Source organism: Stenotrophomonas geniculata, assembly GCF_034508895.1.
Lineage (GTDB): Bacteria > Pseudomonadota > Gammaproteobacteria > Xanthomonadales > Xanthomonadaceae > Stenotrophomonas > Stenotrophomonas geniculata.
In genome coordinates, this window is the sequence record NZ_CP140571.1 from 2,019,173 (window position 1) to 2,034,006 (window position 14,834).

Here is a 14,834-nt window from a genome sequence, read left to right on the forward strand (position 1 = left end):
ATGGCCTACAATCGGCACATGACTGATTCACCGCGTAATGGCGAACTGGACCTGGCGATCATCGGTGGTGGTGCGGCCGGGGTGCTGGTGGCGATCCAGGTACTGCGCCAGGTCCACGCGCCGCTGGCGCTGGCCATCTTCGAACCCGCCTCGCAGCTGGCCCAGGGTATCGCCTATGCCACGCCATGGCCGGAGCACCTGCTGAACGTACCGGCGGCAAAGATGAGTGCGTTTGCCGACCAGCCCGGCGATTTCCTCGACTATCTGGTGGCCGCCAACGCCTACCCGGGCGAGGCGCGCGAGGTGCTGGGCGAGCGTTACGTGTGTCGCCATTACTTTGCTGCCTACCTGCAGCAGCGCCTGCAGGAGGCCGTGGCCGCCAGCCCCGCACAGCTGCAGGTGATCGCGCAGCCGGTACTGGGCCTGCAGCCGGATGACCATGGCTACCAGCTGACACTCGGCGATGGCAGCACGCTGCATGCTGCGCAGGCGGTGCTGGCCACCGGCAACAGCATGCGCCCGTTGCCCGTGGCCGGTGCCGACGCGCTGCCTGCCGATGATGTGATCGAGGCCTGGGACTACGACGGTGTGCGTACCCTGGCCGGCGAACAGGCCGTGGCCATTGTCGGCTCCGGCCTGAGCATGGCCGACACCGTGCTGGCGCTGGTTGCTGCCGGTCACACCGGCCCGCTGCATGTGATCTCGCGTCACGGCCTGCTGCCGCTGCCGCACGCACACGGCGGCCTGCCCACGTTCGACCCGGCCACGCTGCTGCCGATGAACCTGCGCCAGCGCCTGCGTGCGCTGCGTGGCTTCGCCCGCCAAGCGCAGGCCGATGGCCTGCCGTGGCAGGGCGTGATGGACCGCATCCGTCCGCACGGGCAGGCGCTGTGGTGCAGCCTCGACGAGGCCGACCAGCGCCGCTTCCTGCGCCATGTGGTGCGCTACTGGGACGTACATCGCCACCGCATCGCCGAAGAGGTGGATGCGCAGCTGCAGTCTCTGCAGGACAGTGGCCAACTGCGCATCCATCGGTCGCGCCTGCAGCGCGTCTGCCGCGAAGGCGATGCCCTGCGGTTGTCTGGCCGCGATGCCACCGGCAATGAACAGCAGTGGACGATGATTGGCGGGGTGATCAACGCCACCGGTGTGGAGACCCGTGCCAGTGCGCTGCGCAATCCGTTGCTGCAGCAGCTGCAGGCCGATGGCCTGGCACGCCCCGGTCCGCATGGGCTGGGCCTGGACAGCACCGTGCCGGGCGACCGCCTGCGTGCTGCCGGTGGCCAGCCGCAGGCACGGCTGGGTGTGCTCGGCAGCCTGCGCATCGGCAGCCTGTGGGAAAGCCTGGCGGTGCCTGAACTGCGTCAGCAGGCCCAGGCACTGGCCACCCAGGTGGTCGCAGGAGCCGCGACGGCGATGCCGTAAAATGGGGGGCATGGATGTCTCCCACCTGCTTGATGGCCTGAACCCGGCCCAGCGCGAAGCCGTCTCCGCTCCTCCCGGCCACCACCTGGTGCTGGCCGGTGCCGGTTCCGGCAAGACCCGCGTGCTCACCCACCGCATCGCCTGGCTGCATGAAGTCAATGGCGTGCCGACCCACGGCATTTTCGCGGTGACTTTCACCAACAAGGCGGCCGGCGAGATGCGCCACCGCATCGACGCCCAGCTGCCCCATGGCAGCCGCGGCATGTGGATCGGCACCTTCCACGGCCTGGCCAACCGCCTGCTGCGCCTGCACTGGCAGGACGCGAAGCTGCCTGAAGGCTTCCAGGTGATGGATTCGGACGACCAGCTGCGGCTGGTCAAGCGCGTGGTGCAGGCGCTGGAACTGGACGACGGCAAGTACCCGGCCAAGCAGATCGCGTGGTGGATCAACGCGCAGAAGGATGAGGGCCGCCGCCCGCAGCACATCCAGCCCGAGCCGCACGATGCGTGGCTGGAAACCATGCGCCAGGCCTACATCGAGTACCAGGCGCGCTGCGACCGCGCCGGCCTGGTCGACTTCGCCGAGCTGCTGCTGCGCGCGCACGAACTGCTGCGCGACAACCCGGCGCTGCTGTCGCATTACCGCGCCCGCTTCCGCGAGATCCTGGTGGACGAGTTCCAGGACACCAACGCCATCCAGTACGCCTTCGTGCGCGTGCTGGCCGGCGATTCCGGCCACGTGTTCGTGGTCGGCGACGATGACCAGGCCATCTATGGCTGGCGCGGTGCCAAGGTCGAGAACGTGCAGGGCTTCCTGCGCGACTTCCCGGGTGCGCAGACCATCCGCCTGGAGCAGAACTACCGCTCCACCGCCAACATCCTCGGTGCCGCCAACGCGGTGATCGCGCACAATCCCGACCGCATCGGCAAGCAGCTGTGGACCGACAGCGGCGACGGCGAGCCGATCGATCTGTACGCGGCGTACAACGAGATGGACGAGGCGCGCTACATCGTTGAGCGTGCCCGCCAATGGGTGCGCGACGGTGGCAGTTACACCGAAGTGGCCGTGCTCTACCGCAGCAACGCGCAGTCGCGCGCGCTGGAAGAAGCGCTGCTGAGCGAACAGGTGCCGTACCGGGTGTATGGCGGCATGCGCTTCTTCGAGCGTGCCGAAATCAAGGATGCGCTGGCTTACCTGCGCCTGCTGTCCAACCGCAACGATGACGCCGCCTTCGAGCGCGCGGTCAACACGCCCACCCGGGGCATCGGCGACCGCACGCTCGACGAAGTGCGCCGCGAGGCGCGCGCACAGGGCATCTCGTTGTGGGAAGCGACCATGCTGGTCACCCAGGGCAACGCGCTGGCCGCACGCGCGCGCAATGCGCTGGCTGGCTTCCTGGGGCTGGTCAACGAGCTGCAGGCCCAGACCGTGCACATGACCCTGGCCGAGCGCGTGGACCACGTGCTGACCCGCTCGCAGCTGCGCGAGCACTGGAGCAAGGAAAGCCGCAACGCGCTGGATTCGGAATCGCGTACCGACAACCTCGACGAACTGGTCTCGGTGGCGTCGCGCTTCGTGCGCCGCGCCGACGACATCGAGGAAGTGGGCGAGGACATGGACGAGCTGGTCGCGTTCCTGGCCTATGCCGCGCTGGAGGCCGGTGAAGGCCAGGCGCAGGCCGGCGAGGACGGTGTGCAGTTGATGACCCTGCATTCGGCCAAGGGCCTGGAATTCCCGCTGGTGTTCCTGGCGGGCATGGAAGACGGCCTGTTCCCCAGCGCACGTTCGCTGGAAGAAAGCGGGCGGCTGGAGGAAGAGCGCCGCCTGGCCTACGTCGGCATCACCCGCGCGCGCCAGAAGCTGGTGCTGAGCTATGCCGAATCGCGTCGCATCCACGGCCAGGACAACTACAGCCTGCCCTCGCGCTTCCTGCGCGAGATTCCGCGCGAGCTGCTGCATGAAGTGCGCCCGAAGGTGCAGGTCTCGCGGCCGGCCTCGATGGGCGCCAGCCGGGTGATGGGCCATGCCTCGATCGAAGCACCGCCGATCAAGCTCGGCGCGCTGGTCACCCATCCCAAGTTCGGCGAAGGCATGGTGACCGACTACGAAGGCAACGGCGCTCACGCCCGCGTGCAGGTCGAGTTCGCCGACGCCGGCAGCAAGTGGCTGGTGATGGCCTACGCCAACCTGACGGTGATCTGATCACCGTCGGGGGGGCAGGAATTCCTGTAGAGCCGAGCCCATGCTCGGCTGCCTCTGGCGGGAAAGAGCAGCCGAGCATGGGCTCGGCTCTACAACAGCGGTCGGCTATCAGCCGATGGTGAATGTCTCCACGGCTGCCGCCAACCCGGCGCGGTCCATCGCTTCTTCATCCTGGCGGTTGCGGATCAACACATAGTGGCCTTCCGCCGGCGACAGTACCTCGATCACCTCGCCACGGTAGTTGGTGATCTCTATGAAGCCATCGCTCACTCCGCTAAGGCTGTCGATCTCGGCTATTAGTGTCTCCAGGCTGACAATGGCGCCGTCCTTGTCCGTTCCGCCGCCAGTGCGGGGATTGTCGAAGTACAGGCTTATCTTCGGCTGCCTGGTCCTATGCCAGTTGTTGACGTCAACGATGTGATGTGTGGACCACCTGAAATCCTCTGCTGATTCGTTGCCGTTGAACTCACACCGGAAGATCGGCAGGCATAGGAACAGCCCCGTGCGCTTCTCGATCCGATTCAGAAGCCCGTGATAGGTGCTGGGAACCGCCATCGCATGAGTGAACCCATAGGCGTTGGAAGGAATCTCGAAGATCGTTGGCCCATCATGTGAAAGATGGTGCGGTGCGTTCAGCACAACGCTGGTGGCGAATTCCGGATCATCGACATTCCTGGAAGCGATCGCGAGGTCATGTCCCTTGGCATTCCTCACGCAGCAATAGAGTACGTACGTCGCGACTACGTACTTGCTGAAGTAGCAGCCGTGGACTTCGGCCACCTCTCCGAACGACGTTAACAGGTCATCCTTGGTGATCATGGGCATCTGGACGGTGGCAAAAGCACATGGTGGCCCCTTGAACGGTCATCCGACCATGCAACTTGTCTGAAAGCACCCTGTTGGTGTCAGAGCCCATTTCCGTTGGAAAAGGGATCCGACCCCGATTAGGCTGCGCTCATGACCCGCAACGTGCTCTTCCTCTGCAGCCAGAACCGCCTGCGCAGCCCGACGGCCGAGCAGGTATTCGCCGATTGGCCGGGCATCGAGACCGCCTCGGCCGGGCTGCTGGCCGACGCCGAGGAAGTGCTCAGCCCCGAGCTGCTGCAGTGGGCCGACCTGGTGTTCGTGATGGAACGCGCCCACCGCAACCGGCTGTCCAGCCGCTACAAGGCATGGCTGAACGGCAAGCGGGTGATCTGCCTGGATATCCCGGATGACTACGAGTACATGGCCCCGGTGCTGGTGGAGTTGCTGAAGCGCAAGGTGACGCCGTTCCTGCGCTGACGGGCTGTTGTAGAGCCGAGCCCATGCTCGGCTGCTTCTGGCGCGAAAAGCAGCCGAGCATGGGCCTGGCTCTACAATAGGCGGCACTTCTTCCAGGAACGCCCCCATGACCGAACCCACGCTGCACGTCACCGTGAAGTTGAACGCCCGGCTGCAGCCCGAGCATCGCCACGAGCTGTTCGAGGATCCGCTCGACGCGCTGCTGCAGGCGGCCCAGGTGGGCGAGCTCACCGGCGGCGGCACCGCGATGTCGGATCTGGGTGAGGTCGAATACGGCGACATCGAAGTGGCACTGGTCGGTGCGGATGGCGTGCCGAAGCTGATCGACCTGCTGGAACAGCTGGGCGCGCCGAAGGGTTCGCAGCTGCAGGGGGCTGGCGAGGCTGATCGCAGCTTCGGCGTGACCGAGGGCCTGGGCATCTACCTGGATGGCCTGAACCTGCCGGACGAAGTCTACGAACAGTGCGATTCCAACCACGTATTCGAACAACTGTCGGAGAACATCGACGGCCTGGGCGAGATCTGCAGCTGGTGGCAGGGCCCGACCGAAACCGCGCTGTACATGTATGGCGAATCGTTCGAGGCGATGCGTGATGCGATTGCCGAATTCGTGGCCAGCTATCCGCTGTGCCAGAACGCACGCGTGGTGCAGATCGCCTGAGGGCGGGCCTGATGTAGAGCCGGGCCAATGCTCGGCTGCTTCATCCGCAGCCGGGCATGGGCCCGGCTCTACAGAAGCAGGTTACTTGCCCGCTGCCTGAAGGGCGTTGTCGCGCAGCGCCATGTCCTTGCCGATCTGGTAGCCGCCGAACAGCACCGCCAAGGCGATGATCGCGGCGACCATGATGGATTTCTGGGAACTCCAGACGGGCGGCTTGTTGTCCTGCATGTCGGTCGTCCTTGGGCGCGGCAGTGCGCCGCCCGCCGAGCATGCGCCGCCCGACCGGTGCGTGCAAGCGGACGGTGCGCACACGCCGCTGCGCGGCGCCGGATTGATCCTGCTCAAGGCGCAGCCTGCACATCCGGTGTGTAATGGTGTCGTTCCCATCTGGCAGATCGCCACGGAGCCCCACCATGTACAAGCGCATCCTGATTGCCACCGACGGGTCCGAGCTGGCCGACAAGGGCCTGGCCAAGGGCCTGGAGCTGGCCAAGGACCTCAATGCCGAGGTCGATATCGTGACTGTGTCCGAGCCGTGGGCCGTCGGCATGTACGACGCCATGGGCTGGAGCGTGGGCTACATGAACAGCCCGGAGTACAAGGCCGACCGCGAGGAAGGCGCGCAGAAGGTGCTGCAGCCGGCGCTGGCCAAGGCCGCCGAGCAGGGCATTACCGCCAACCCGGTGCATGTGCTGGACCGCTACGCGGCCGACGGCATCATCGAGACGGCGGGCGAGCGCAACAGTGATTTGATCGTGATGACCTCGCATGGCCGCCGTGGCGTGACCCGCGTGCTGCTGGGCAGCCAGACTGCCGAGGTGCTGGCACGCAGCACGTTGCCGGTGCTGGTCATCCGCTGATTCAAGCGTTCCCGGGGAGGGGACCCGACGCCGGCCGCAGGATGCGCGCCGGCGTTGTTTTTTGTGGGGGGCCGGGGGTGAATCCACGCATGGCGTGGATCCACTGGATCGCAGGGATCCGACCCCGGTCAGATCACCAGCTGTACAGCTTCCAGTACACCGGCGACACGCCATCCTTGTCGTTGTCGAAACGGCCGTCGCCGTTCTTGTCGTACATGTAGAACGGGGCACCGCGCGACGGGGTCACCTTGACCATGCGCAGCTGGCCGGACACGCGGTATTCCTCGATGACATCGCCGTTGTCCATGGTGCGCTTGGATACATCCGCGCCCTTGACGTCCACCGGGGGAGCGCCCGCACCACCCATGCTGGCGCAGCCAGCGAGCAGGAGCAGGGAAGCCAGCATCAGGGTCTTCATCGGCGGGGGCCTTTGCCTGGAAAGAGCCTTGATTATGCCCCATCGCCGGGCGCCTGCCGTGTCGCCGCGATGCAGGCACGGGCGCGTAGAATCGACCCATGAGCAGATTAGTCCTGATCGACGGGTCCAGTTACCTGTACCGCGCGTTCCACGCGCTGCCGCCCCTGTCCAATGCACAGGGTGAACCCACCGGCGCGCTGTTCGGCGTGGTCAACATGCTGCGCTCGACGCTGAAGGAACGCCCGGCTTACGTGGCGTTCGTGGTCGATGCGCCCGGCAAGACCTTCCGCGATGACCTCTACGACCAGTACAAGGCCAACCGCCCGCCGATGCCCGATGAGCTGCGCAGCCAGGTCGAGCCGATGTGCCGCATCGTCGAAGCGCTGGGCATCAGCATCCTGCGCATTCCCGGCGTGGAAGCCGACGATGTGATCGGCACGCTGGCCCTGCAGGGCGTGGCGCAGGACCTGAAGGTGACCATCTCCACCGGCGACAAGGACTTTGCCCAGCTGGTGCGCCCGGGCATCGAGCTGGTCAACACCATGACCGGCAGCCGCATGGATTCGGACGCGGCGGTGATGGAGAAGTTCGGCGTGCGCGCCGACCAGATCATCGACCTGCTGGCGCTGATGGGCGATACCGTCGACAACGTGCCGGGCGTAGAGAAGTGCGGGCCGAAGACCGCCGCCAAGTGGCTGGCCGAGTATCAGCACCTGGATGGGGTGATGGCGGCCGCGCCGACCATGAAGGGCAAGATCGGCGAGAACCTGCGGGCGGCGCTGGAGCGGCTGCCGCTGAACCGCGAGCTGGTGACCATCCGCACCGACGTGGAGCTGGACGCCAGCCCGACCATGCTGGCCCTGCGCGAGCAGGACGTGCCGGAGTTGACCGAGCTGTATGCGCGCTACGGCTTCACCCAGGCGCTGAAGGAGCTGGGTGCACCGCTGCCGGCGCCGACGGCCGCCAGCGAAGCAACGCCGAGCCTGCGCGGTACGGCAGCAGGCTTTGCCCGCGGCAGCGCCGAGGCACCGGCAGCGGGCACGCTGGATCCGGCGCTGGCCGCGCCAGGTGAATACGAGACCGTGCTGACCGCCGAGCAGCTGCAGGCCTGGGTCGAGCGCCTGCAGCAGGCGGACCTGATCAGCTTCGATACCGAAACCGATGCGCTGGACGCGATGCGTGCGCGCCTGGTCGGCGTCAGTCTGGCGGTCGAGCCGGGCAAGGCCGCCTACATTCCGGTCGGCCACGATTACCCGGGGGCGCCGGCCCAGCTGCCGATGCAGCAGGTGCTGGATGCGCTGCGCCCGATGCTGCAGGACCCGGCGAAGAAGAAGCTCGGCCAGCACGGCAAGTACGACCTGCACGTGCTGCGCCGTCACGGCGTGGACGTGCAGGGCTACCACGACGACACCATGCTCGAGAGCTTCGTGCTCAATTCCACCGCCACCCGCCACGACATGGATTCGCTGGCCCTGCGCTATCTGGGCTACAAAACCATCAAGTTCGAGGACGTGGCCGGCAAGGGCGCCAAGCAGATTCCGTTCTCGCAGGTGGGCATCGACGAAGCCAGCCGCTATGCGGCCGAGGACGCCGACATCACCTTGCGCCTGCACCGCGCGCTGCAGCCGCAGCTGCTGGCCGAACCGGCACTGGACAGCGTGTACCGCGACATCGAGATGCCGCTGGTGCCGGTGCTGACCAGCATCGAAGCCAACGGCGTGCGGGTCGACACCGACGAACTGCGCCGGCAGAGCCAGGACCTGTCCTCGCGCATGCTGGCGGCGCAGCAGAAGGCCACCGAACTGGCTGGGCGCAGCTTCAACCTGGATTCGCCCAAGCAGCTGCAGGCGGTGCTGTTCGACGAGCTGAAGCTGCCGGCGGTGGTGAAGACCCCGAAGGGCCAGCCCAGCACCAATGAAGAGGCACTGGAGGCGATTGCCGACCAGCACGAGCTGCCGCGTGTGATCCTGGAGTACCGCGGGCTGGCCAAGCTGCGCAGCACCTATACCGACAAGCTGCCGGAGATGGTCAACCCGGACACCGGCCGCGTGCATACCAGCTACCACCAGTCCGGCGCCGCCACCGGCCGCCTGTCCTCGTCGGACCCCAACCTGCAGAACATCCCGATCCGCACCGAAGATGGCCGCCGCATCCGCCGCGCGTTCATCGCCCCGGAGGGCTTCCAGCTGCTGGCCGCCGACTACTCGCAGATCGAGCTGCGGATCATGGCGCACCTGTCCGAGGACCCGGGTCTGGTGCGTGCCTTCGAGCAGGGCGCCGACGTGCACCGTGCCACCGCCGCCGAGGTGTTCGGGCGTACGCTGGAAGAGGTGACCCCGAACGAGCGCCGCGCTGCCAAGGCGATCAACTTCGGCTTGATGTACGGCATGAGCGCCTTCGGCCTGGCCCGCAACCTGGGCATCGACCGCGGCCAGGCGCAGGACTACGTGGCGCTGTACTTCAGCCGCTACCCGGGCGTGCGTGACTTCATGGAGCGGATGCGCCAGCAGGCCCGCGACCAGGGCTATGTGGAGACCCTGTTCGGCCGCCGCCTGTACCTGAACGACATTCATGCACGTAACCAGGGCCTGCGCGCCGGTGCCGAGCGTGCTGCGATCAACGCGCCGATGCAGGGCACCGCCGCCGACATCATCAAGCGCGCGATGGTGGACGTGGACCGGTGGCTGCGCGACAGCGGGGCACCGGCACGGATGATCCTGCAGGTGCACGATGAACTGGTCTTCGAAACCGAAAGTAGTTTCGTTGAAGACTTACGTTTGCAGGTGGTGGAGCGCATGTCGCAAGCGGCCAAACTGCGCGTGCCGCTGGTGGTCGATACCGGCATCGGCAACAACTGGGACGAAGCACACTGAGGGTGTTTCAGGCCGAAAACGACGTGAATTCGTTCATTCGTCAGAGGTTTCTGACTCGATCATGAATGTTGCCCTGATCGAGGTTCATTAAATTGGGCCCCTTCACGAACCGTTAGTGTTCGGAGTGCTTCTATAACTCTCGACAGGCGCAACGCCTGTTGTGGATCTCTCCCATCCCCTGGAGCAGATCTCGGAACGGGGACTCCTCCCCAAGTGCCCGTTCCCCGGCCCCGTTGACCTCCCCCTGGTCAGCGGGGCTTTTTATTTGCGCCGTTGCCAGACGCCATGGCCTGCGCCACGCTGGGCCACCGCTCCGCAGGGGAAGACCATGCCCGACCTGTTCGCACTGGCAATGCCGTGGTGGGAGTTCATCCTGCGCGCGGTGGTGGTCTATGTCGTGGTGCTGGGCATGGTCCGGCTTGGCGGCAAGCGGGCTCTAGGGCAGATCACGCCGTTCGACGTGCTGTTGATCGTGCTGCTGGGCAATGCGGTGCAGAACGCGCTGCTGGGCACCGATACCTCGCTGGGCGGTGGCCTGCTGCTGGCCGCAACCCTGATCCTGCTCAACTATGGGGTAGGCTGGGTGAGTACCCGCAGCCGGCGGATCGAGCGCCTGGTTGAAGGAGAACCCGTGGTGATCGCGCGTGATGGGCGCCTGTTCGACGCCGTTCTGCGTCGCGAGCAGGTCACGCGTGCCGATTTCGAGGCCGCCATGCGCCAGCAGGGCGGCCTGGGCGTGAAGGATGTCGAGCTGGCCCTGCTGGAAATCAACGGGCATATCACCATCATTCCGAGGAAGAGCACCTGACCTTGTAGAGCCGAGCCCATGCTCGGCTGCCTTGCGTCCGGAGCCGAGCATGGGCTCGGCTCTACAGGTGCATGAGCCTCAGGGCGCGGCTTCGGCCTTCAGTGCCGGCCAGTTGCGGGTGGCGTCCACATCACAGGCCACGTGCGTGCCTTTGCCATCCTTCGCGCAGATCGCAGCCATGGCTTGCGGGATCTTCGGGTCTGCGGTGTGCGAATACACCGCTGCCAATGCCAGGCAGCCTTCGCGCACGCCCGCGCCGCACAGCGTCTCGAAGTAGGGCAGCGACGCGGCCCATTTTTCGGACTCGAACAGCGCTTCGCCGGCAACCTTGCAGCCCAGCAGCTTGCCATCGGTACAGCAGGCCTTGGCGCCGTCCTTGCGTGCCAGGGTCGGGCAATCCAGCGGCAGCGGGATCTCCACGAAGGCCACCGGTGGCTTGCAGCTGGCCCCGCCGGCAGAGGGCTTGCGCTGGTAGTAGGCGAAGCGGTTGCCGCTGTCGATTCCGATCAGGTTGCCGTTCTGCAGCGCCTGCAGCACAAAGTCGCTGCCGACGTCGCGGCGGATCAGGATGCGCCCGCCTTCCAGGCTGGCGCGCAGGCGCTGGCTGCGGCCCTCGACATCGACCACGCCGCCATCGAGGAAGTTCAGCTGCGAGAGCACGCTGTGCTCGGCTTCGTAGCGCCCGCAGGGCAGGGTGATGGCTGGCACCGGTGCCAGCGCCGTGGCCGGCACCGTGTCCAGCACCGCGAGACGTCTGGCGGTCTCGCACTCGGATGCCTCCGGGCGCTGTGCGCAGGCCAGCTGCACCGCGTCGCGGGACTGCAGCGTGCGCCCGGCACTCCACAGTACATCGGCTACCTTGCTGCAGAACGTCTCACCGTGCTGCTGCCGGCACAGCGCAGACAATTCATCGAGCTGCGCGGCCGGCAGCAGCGGCGCCATCGCGTGTTCCAGCCCGAACACCAGCTTGCCCATCTGCTCCCAGGTCACCACTGAGGCCATCGCCTCGCATCCTTCTGCGTCGAACGATGGGGAATCTTCCTTGCAGAGTTCAGGCATCGGTGGCTCTGCCCGCGTGGCCTTCGGGGCCGCGTCCTTGGCCTGCTGCTGGTAGGTTTCCAGCAACTGCACGCAGGCCGCGCCCACGCCTTCGGCGCACCAGGCGTGCAGCTTCGGCGGTGCGGCCTCGGGCAACGCCTCCAGGCAGTCCGAGGTATTCATCACGCAGCCGCCCTCGATCGGTTCCGGCATCGCCTTGCAGGCCGCGGAGCGCTGGCGGGTGAACTCGCCATAGGGAGTGACGATGTTGCGGTCGTCGTTCTCGAAGAACCAGTTTTCCAGGCGGCCGGTGCTCAGGTTGCCGGTGCCGAGCACGTCCTGCTCGCGGGCCACGCGCAGTTCTTCGGTGGCCTGGTAGGGACCGGACAGGTGGCCGTGACCCTCGCTCTCGAGGGTCAGCGTGGTGGTGCCGCTGCTGTTGGTGTAAGTACCACAGGCCATTGACTGCGCCGATGCCGGCAGCGCGGCTGAGGCCAGTGCAAGCAACAGCAGGGAGCGCCAGCCCGCAGCGCGGGGACGGAAGGAAACAGCGACAGGCATTGGGGGATCATCCTTGAAGGAGGTACAGCAGGACCTGTCCGGTGCTGGACGCACTACAGGCGGGGAAGGCGCCACGCGTCAGGCGTGGCGCCGGAAGATCAGAGCCAGTCGCGCGGCACCAGGTAGTCGGCCAGGCGCGCCTCGGCGCTGCCGGCCTCCGGGCTGAAGCCGTATTCCCAGCGCACCCGCGGCGGCAGGCTCATCAGGATGCTCTCGCTGCGGCCACCGCTCTGCAGACCGAACAGCGTGCCGCGGTCATAGACCAGGTTGAATTCCACGTAGCGGCCACGGCGGTACAGCTGGAACTCGCGTTCGCGCTCGCCATGGGCGGTGTCCTTGCGCTGCTGCACGATCGGCAGGTAGGCGTCGAGGAAGCCATCGCCGACCGCGCGCAGGTAATCGAAATCGCGCTCGAAGTCGCCATGCAGGTCGTCGAAGAACAGGCCGCCGACGCCGCGCGTTTCATTGCGGTGGCGCAGGAAGAAGTACTCGTCGCACCAGCGCTTGTGCGCGGCATAGCGTTCTTCGCCGAATGGCGTGCACAGGTCGCGTGCGACCCGGTGCCAATGCTGCACGTCCTCGTCGAACGGATAGAACGGGGTCAGGTCGAAGCCGCCGCCGAACCAGCTGGCCACCACTTCGCCGTCGCGCTGCGCCTGGAAGAAGCGCACGTTGGCATGGGTGGTCGGCACGTAGGGATTGAGCGGGTGGAACACCAGCGACACGCCGGTGGCGCGCCAGGAGGCGCCGGCCAGTTCTGGGCGGTTGGCCGAGGCCGATGGCGGCAGGCGGCTGCCGGCCACGTCGGAGAAGCCGATGCCGGCCTGCTCGAACACCGCACCGTCACGCAGCACGCGGGTGCGCCCGCCACCGCCCTCGGCCCGCTGCCACAGGTCTTCCTGGAAGCGGGCCTGGCCATCGACGGCCTCGATCGCCGCACAGATGCGGTCCTGCAGGTCGGTGAGGTAGGCGCGCACGCGCTCGAATTCGTTCATGGCGCGTACTTTACCGCAGGGCCCGGCCGAAGCTGCGGGCAGGCCCTGGCCGGCTCAGCGCTTGCGGTTGGAATTGCGCGGTACCGGAGTGTCGTCCACCGCCGCCTCGTCAACCGCCTTCTGCAGGGCACCGCCCAGCGTGATCAGCTCCCAGTTCTGGGTTTCGAGCACGTCGCAGGCCACATGCAGGCCGCTGCGGTCGGCCTTGCACAGCTGTTCCAGGATTCGACGCGCGTCCACCTCCGCACCGTTGCCTTGTGCGGTGACCAGATTCTCGCAACTCTCGCGGACACCGGCACGGCAGACCGTTGTGTAGTGCTCGACGGCCTGCAGCCAGTGCCCGGACAACGCAAGACGGTTGCCGAGAATGTTGCAGCCCTGCAGCTTGCCCTGCGCGCAGCAGGCGTCGGCACCGTCCTCGTTGGTCAGTGCCAGCGGGCAATCCTGTGGCAGTGGCAGCACCCTGAACTGCTTCGGCGCACTGCACCGGGTCGGGCCCTCCCCGGTGGGGACGAACACCTGGAAGCGGGTCCAGTTATCCAGGCCCAGCAGCTGCCCGCCGGGCAGCGGGCGCAGCACGAAGTCGCCGTCCCGGTCGTGGCGGATGCGGATGTCGCCCGCTTCGACGCGCGCGCGAAGATGGCTGCTCCAGCCGACACCGACCAGGCCGGCATCGCCGAAATCCAGCGTGTCCATCAGGCCGCCGTCGGACCGGTAACTGCCGCAGGGCAGGACCGTTGCCGGCTGCGGCTGCAACGATGCACCCACCGCCTGCAACGCCGGCAGGCGCTGGCAGGTGGCGGTGTCATTGCCGGGGGGGCAGGCTGCAACCAGGGCCTGCACCGCCTGCTGGGGATCTCCCGCCTCCCAGGACAGCTCAGCCACGCGGGTGCAGAAGCCGCCGTGCGCTACCTCGCGGCACAGCCGCAACAACTGCTGGCGCCGCTCGGCTGGAATGATCACCGGCACGGTCGGCGCCGTCATCGTCACCACGGCTTCGGTCATGGCTGCCGTCATCGCCGCCTTGACCAGCTGCTCCTGCACTGCGGGGGCGGCCTCGAGTGCGGCGGCACACGCCGGGGTTCCCTGTTCGAAGCCACCGTCGTCACAGGCGGCGGGGAGTTTGATGCCGGACAGGGCGGCGTCGAGCGCTGCCTTTGCCAGGGCAGGATCGGCCGCGACCGTGGGTTTGGCGTCCTCGTGCCAACGATCAGCCAGTTGCAGGCACATGCCGGGCACGCCTTCCCGGCACCCTGCCTCCAGCGCGGTCGGGCTCGCTTCACGGCGGTTGTCCAGGCACGCCGCCGCATCGGCCAGGCAGCTGCCTTCAGCCGGCGCGGCGGCTGCGGCGCACTGTGCAGGGGCCTGCAGGATGTAGACCGTGCCATCCACCTCGACCGTCCGGCCGCGATCGCGCACCTGCAGCGCGTTGGGCAGGCCATACTCCAGGTTCACCAGTTGCAGCTTTCCGTCGATCTGCTGGAACGCGACCGGAGAGGGCGCACTGCCGAAGTGTTTCTGCTCGCCGCGGTTTGGCGAGCTGATGCGCAGCGTACCGCTGCCTTCGTCGGCCTTGAACATGCCGCATTGCGGTGACTGTGCGGCGGCCATCGGCGCGGCCAGCAGCAGTGCCCAGGCCAGCCAGCGGCGGCGCGGTGCGGGTGAATGCATGTCGTCTCCTTGACGATCGAACGGAAAACTCCAGGCG

Annotated in this window: 13 protein-coding genes; 7 read left to right on the top strand and 6 right to left on the bottom strand. The window is 66.9% G+C overall.

Going from position 1 to position 14,834, the window contains the following annotated elements; genetic code table 11:
- Together RI032_RS09370 and uvrD are read left to right on the top strand one after the other, a co-directional pair.
- Positions 1 to 1,425, top strand: a complete 1,425-nt coding sequence (locus tag RI032_RS09370) for an FAD/NAD(P)-binding protein (RefSeq protein WP_322548177.1) — start codon at positions 1 to 3, stop codon at positions 1,423 to 1,425.
- 10 nt (positions 1,426 to 1,435) lie between these two features.
- Complete coding sequence (gene uvrD / locus RI032_RS09375; RefSeq protein WP_134959033.1) at positions 1,436 to 3,628, top strand: DNA helicase II; 2,193 nt, start codon at positions 1,436 to 1,438, stop codon at positions 3,626 to 3,628.
- A gap of 108 nt (positions 3,629 to 3,736) precedes the next feature.
- Here uvrD and RI032_RS09380 read toward each other — a convergent pair whose 3' ends face one another.
- Positions 3,737 to 4,447, bottom strand: coding sequence for a hypothetical protein (locus RI032_RS09380; protein ID WP_279914242.1), 711 nt, complete (start codon positions 4,445 to 4,447; stop codon positions 3,737 to 3,739).
- A gap of 138 nt (positions 4,448 to 4,585) precedes the next feature.
- Here RI032_RS09380 and RI032_RS09385 point away from each other — a divergent pair, with 138 nt between their 5' ends.
- Together RI032_RS09385 and RI032_RS09390 are read left to right on the top strand one after the other, a co-directional pair.
- Positions 4,586 to 4,912, top strand: a complete 327-nt coding sequence (locus RI032_RS09385) for a low molecular weight protein tyrosine phosphatase family protein (RefSeq protein ID WP_164192960.1) — start codon at positions 4,586 to 4,588, stop codon at positions 4,910 to 4,912.
- 106 nt (positions 4,913 to 5,018) lie between these two features.
- Positions 5,019 to 5,573: a hypothetical protein gene (locus tag RI032_RS09390; protein WP_053443736.1), complete on the top strand. Its 555-nt coding sequence runs from the start codon at positions 5,019 to 5,021 to the stop codon at positions 5,571 to 5,573.
- Positions 5,574 to 5,654: 81 nt separating this feature from the next.
- On the opposite strand, the gene RI032_RS09395 is transcribed toward RI032_RS09390, so the two are convergent.
- Complete coding sequence (locus tag RI032_RS09395) at positions 5,655 to 5,801, bottom strand: hypothetical protein (protein ID WP_010482354.1); 147 nt, start codon at positions 5,799 to 5,801, stop codon at positions 5,655 to 5,657.
- A 185-nt stretch (positions 5,802 to 5,986) separates the two neighbouring features.
- Here RI032_RS09395 and RI032_RS09400 point away from each other — a divergent pair, with 185 nt between their 5' ends.
- Positions 5,987 to 6,433: a universal stress protein gene (locus RI032_RS09400; protein WP_005411629.1), complete on the top strand. Its 447-nt coding sequence runs from the start codon at positions 5,987 to 5,989 to the stop codon at positions 6,431 to 6,433.
- Between the two features lie 133 nt (positions 6,434 to 6,566).
- Here the strand turns inward: RI032_RS09400 and RI032_RS09405 are convergent, their stop codons facing one another.
- Positions 6,567 to 6,851 (bottom strand): DUF2782 domain-containing protein, encoded by a 285-nt coding sequence (locus tag RI032_RS09405; protein WP_005411628.1) that lies wholly within the window; start codon positions 6,849 to 6,851, stop codon positions 6,567 to 6,569.
- Positions 6,852 to 6,949: 98 nt separating this feature from the next.
- Between RI032_RS09405 and polA the strand changes: the two genes are divergently transcribed.
- Together polA and RI032_RS09415 are read left to right on the top strand one after the other, a co-directional pair.
- Entirely contained in the window at positions 6,950 to 9,724 is a 2,775-nt protein-coding gene (gene polA / locus RI032_RS09410; RefSeq protein ID WP_279938688.1) for a DNA polymerase I, read from the top strand.
- A 328-nt stretch (positions 9,725 to 10,052) separates the two neighbouring features.
- Positions 10,053 to 10,532, top strand: a complete 480-nt coding sequence (locus tag RI032_RS09415; protein WP_010482347.1) for a DUF421 domain-containing protein — start codon at positions 10,053 to 10,055, stop codon at positions 10,530 to 10,532.
- A 78-nt stretch (positions 10,533 to 10,610) separates the two neighbouring features.
- Here the strand turns inward: RI032_RS09415 and RI032_RS09420 are convergent, their stop codons facing one another.
- From RI032_RS09420 to RI032_RS09430, 3 genes are all read right to left on the bottom strand, one after another.
- Positions 10,611 to 12,131, bottom strand: a complete 1,521-nt coding sequence (locus tag RI032_RS09420; RefSeq protein ID WP_322548178.1) for a hypothetical protein — start codon at positions 12,129 to 12,131, stop codon at positions 10,611 to 10,613.
- 98 nt (positions 12,132 to 12,229) lie between these two features.
- Complete coding sequence (hemF, locus tag RI032_RS09425; RefSeq protein ID WP_107433471.1) at positions 12,230 to 13,126, bottom strand: oxygen-dependent coproporphyrinogen oxidase; 897 nt, start codon at positions 13,124 to 13,126, stop codon at positions 12,230 to 12,232.
- A gap of 54 nt (positions 13,127 to 13,180) precedes the next feature.
- The gene (locus RI032_RS09430; RefSeq protein WP_322548179.1) at positions 13,181 to 14,797 is read right to left on the bottom strand and encodes a hypothetical protein; all 1,617 of its coding nucleotides are present in this window, start codon (positions 14,795 to 14,797) and stop codon (positions 13,181 to 13,183) included.
- Positions 14,798 to 14,834 lie beyond the last annotated feature (37 nt).

Bases quoted from the DNA above. Each gene is read 5' to 3' on its own strand.
- RI032_RS09370 (WP_322548177.1), top strand. From the start codon at position 1: ATGGCCTACAATCGGCACATGACTGATTCACCGCGTAATGGCGAACTG.
- uvrD (WP_134959033.1), top strand. From the start codon at position 1,436: ATGGATGTCTCCCACCTGCTTGATGGCCTGAACCCGGCCCAGCGCGAA.
- RI032_RS09380 (WP_279914242.1), bottom strand. From the start codon at position 4,447: ATGATCACCAAGGATGACCTGTTAACGTCGTTCGGAGAGGTGGCCGAA.
- RI032_RS09385 (WP_164192960.1), top strand. From the start codon at position 4,586: ATGACCCGCAACGTGCTCTTCCTCTGCAGCCAGAACCGCCTGCGCAGC.
- RI032_RS09390 (WP_053443736.1), top strand. From the start codon at position 5,019: ATGACCGAACCCACGCTGCACGTCACCGTGAAGTTGAACGCCCGGCTG.
- RI032_RS09395 (WP_010482354.1), bottom strand. From the start codon at position 5,801: ATGCAGGACAACAAGCCGCCCGTCTGGAGTTCCCAGAAATCCATCATG.
- RI032_RS09400 (WP_005411629.1), top strand. From the start codon at position 5,987: ATGTACAAGCGCATCCTGATTGCCACCGACGGGTCCGAGCTGGCCGAC.
- RI032_RS09405 (WP_005411628.1), bottom strand. From the start codon at position 6,851: ATGAAGACCCTGATGCTGGCTTCCCTGCTCCTGCTCGCTGGCTGCGCC.
- polA (WP_279938688.1), top strand. From the start codon at position 6,950: ATGAGCAGATTAGTCCTGATCGACGGGTCCAGTTACCTGTACCGCGCG.
- RI032_RS09415 (WP_010482347.1), top strand. From the start codon at position 10,053: ATGCCCGACCTGTTCGCACTGGCAATGCCGTGGTGGGAGTTCATCCTG.
- RI032_RS09420 (WP_322548178.1), bottom strand. From the start codon at position 12,131: ATGCCTGTCGCTGTTTCCTTCCGTCCCCGCGCTGCGGGCTGGCGCTCC.
- hemF (WP_107433471.1), bottom strand. From the start codon at position 13,126: ATGAACGAATTCGAGCGCGTGCGCGCCTACCTCACCGACCTGCAGGAC.
- RI032_RS09430 (WP_322548179.1), bottom strand. From the start codon at position 14,797: ATGCATTCACCCGCACCGCGCCGCCGCTGGCTGGCCTGGGCACTGCTG.